This is a genomic window from Cyclobacterium xiamenense, from assembly GCF_009467825.1.
GTDB classification, from domain to species: Bacteria; Bacteroidota; Bacteroidia; order Cytophagales; family Cyclobacteriaceae; genus Cyclobacterium; species Cyclobacterium xiamenense.
Genome location: NZ_WIOK01000071.1, coordinates 1 through 1,582, shown reverse-complemented (window position 1 = coordinate 1,582; position 1,582 = coordinate 1). Strand labels below are relative to the sequence as shown.

The following is a 1,582-nucleotide window of genomic DNA, read 5'->3' as shown; positions in this document are numbered from 1 at the left end:
CCGTGGGTGCAACCCACGGATAAAGCAAGCAGGTACCTCCAACCCCGAATGGGGTTGAACCTAACGTGTACGGGCGACGCAAGAAGTATTCCTATAAAAATTCCCTCCCCTGGTCGGCAATCGAAATAACCCTATCGATGGCGCACCGGCATTGCAAGGCCCTATTCAACCCAAAGGCGGATTCAACGCTGCTGATCGGTTTAAACCAGGCACCTGTCGTTTTTCCCCTGCTGTTACCGAAGGTGGCCGAGGGGAGGTCTCCTACCTGGCTGGGCATTGGCGGAAAGCTTGCTCCGGTGGTAAGCTGCTCCTTAGCCAATGCAGAAAACAAAAAAACACGGAACGACCCCGGGCTGTGCCTCCGCTGTCGGCTTACCGGGGGCTATCGGTACTTCGCCCGCTTCGGGGCTTGGAATCGATCCGGTTTTCGCTGTGCGCAAACAGTCAGTATGTGGAGCATCGGATTCAGTTGCGATAGCGGATTTAAATAAAATACCTATTCACGCGGCACCTCTCCCAACTCGTTTATGAAGTGGGCTGGGGGCATGGTCAAGGTATCCCTTCCTGAAATCTTCCCAGCATCCCGAAGCAGCCATGACCTGTCCCTTGGAATATCCTTTGACTAAAAATTTCAGTACACCCTGAAGTGAAAAAAACAAATAAAACCCATTTCCTGAACCGAATCAATTTCTTTTAAGAAGTACCGACGATGCAGGCCTGAAGGGCCTGAACAATCCTAACCGTGGGTGCAACCCACGGATAAAGCAAGCAGGTACCTCCAACCCCGAATGGGGTTGAACCTAACGTGTACGGGGAAATGCAAGAGGCATTCCTGTAAGGATATCCTTCCCTGGTCGGCAATCAAAATGACCCTATCGATGGCGGACCGAATTAGCAAGACCCTATTCAACCCAAAGGCGGATTCAACGCTGCTGATCGGTTTAAACCAGGCACCTGTCGTTTTTCCCCTGCTGTTACCGAAGGTGGCCGAGGGGAGGTCTCCTACCTGGCTGGGCATTGGCGGAAAGCTTGCTCCGGTGGTAAGCTGCTCCTTAGCCAATGCAGAAAACAAAAAAACACGGAACGACCCCGGGCTGTGCCTCCGCTGTCGGCTTACCGGGGGCTATCGGTACTTCGCCCGCTTCGGGGCTTGGAATCGATCCGGTTTTCGCTGTGCGCAAACAGTCAGTATGTGGAGCATCGGATTCAGTTGCGATAGCGGATTTAAATAAAATACCTATTCACGCGGCACCTCTCCCAACTCGTTTATGAAGTGGGCTGGGGGCATGGTCAAGGTATCCCTTCCTGAAATCTTCCCAGCATCCCGAAGCAGCCATGACCTGTCCCTTGGAATATCCTTTGACTAAAAATTTCAGTACACCCTGAAGTGAAAAAAACAAATAAAACCCATTTCCTGAACCGAATCAATTTCTTTTAAGAAGTACCGACGATGCAGGCCTGAAGGGCCTGAACAATCCTAACCGTGGGTGCAACCCACGGATAAAGCAAGCAGGTACCTCCAACCCCGAATGGGGTTGAACCTAACGTGTACGGGCGACGCAAGAAGTATTCCTATAAAAAT

The 1,582-nt window shown here is 51.6% G+C and carries 1 protein-coding gene; it reads left to right on the top strand.

Annotated elements, in window-relative coordinates:
- Positions 1–878 precede the first annotated feature (878 nt).
- Positions 879–1,232 (top strand): hypothetical protein, encoded by a 354-nt coding sequence (locus GCU44_RS22860; RefSeq protein ID WP_154859703.1) that lies wholly within the window; start codon positions 879–881, stop codon positions 1,230–1,232.
- Positions 1,233–1,582 lie beyond the last annotated feature (350 nt).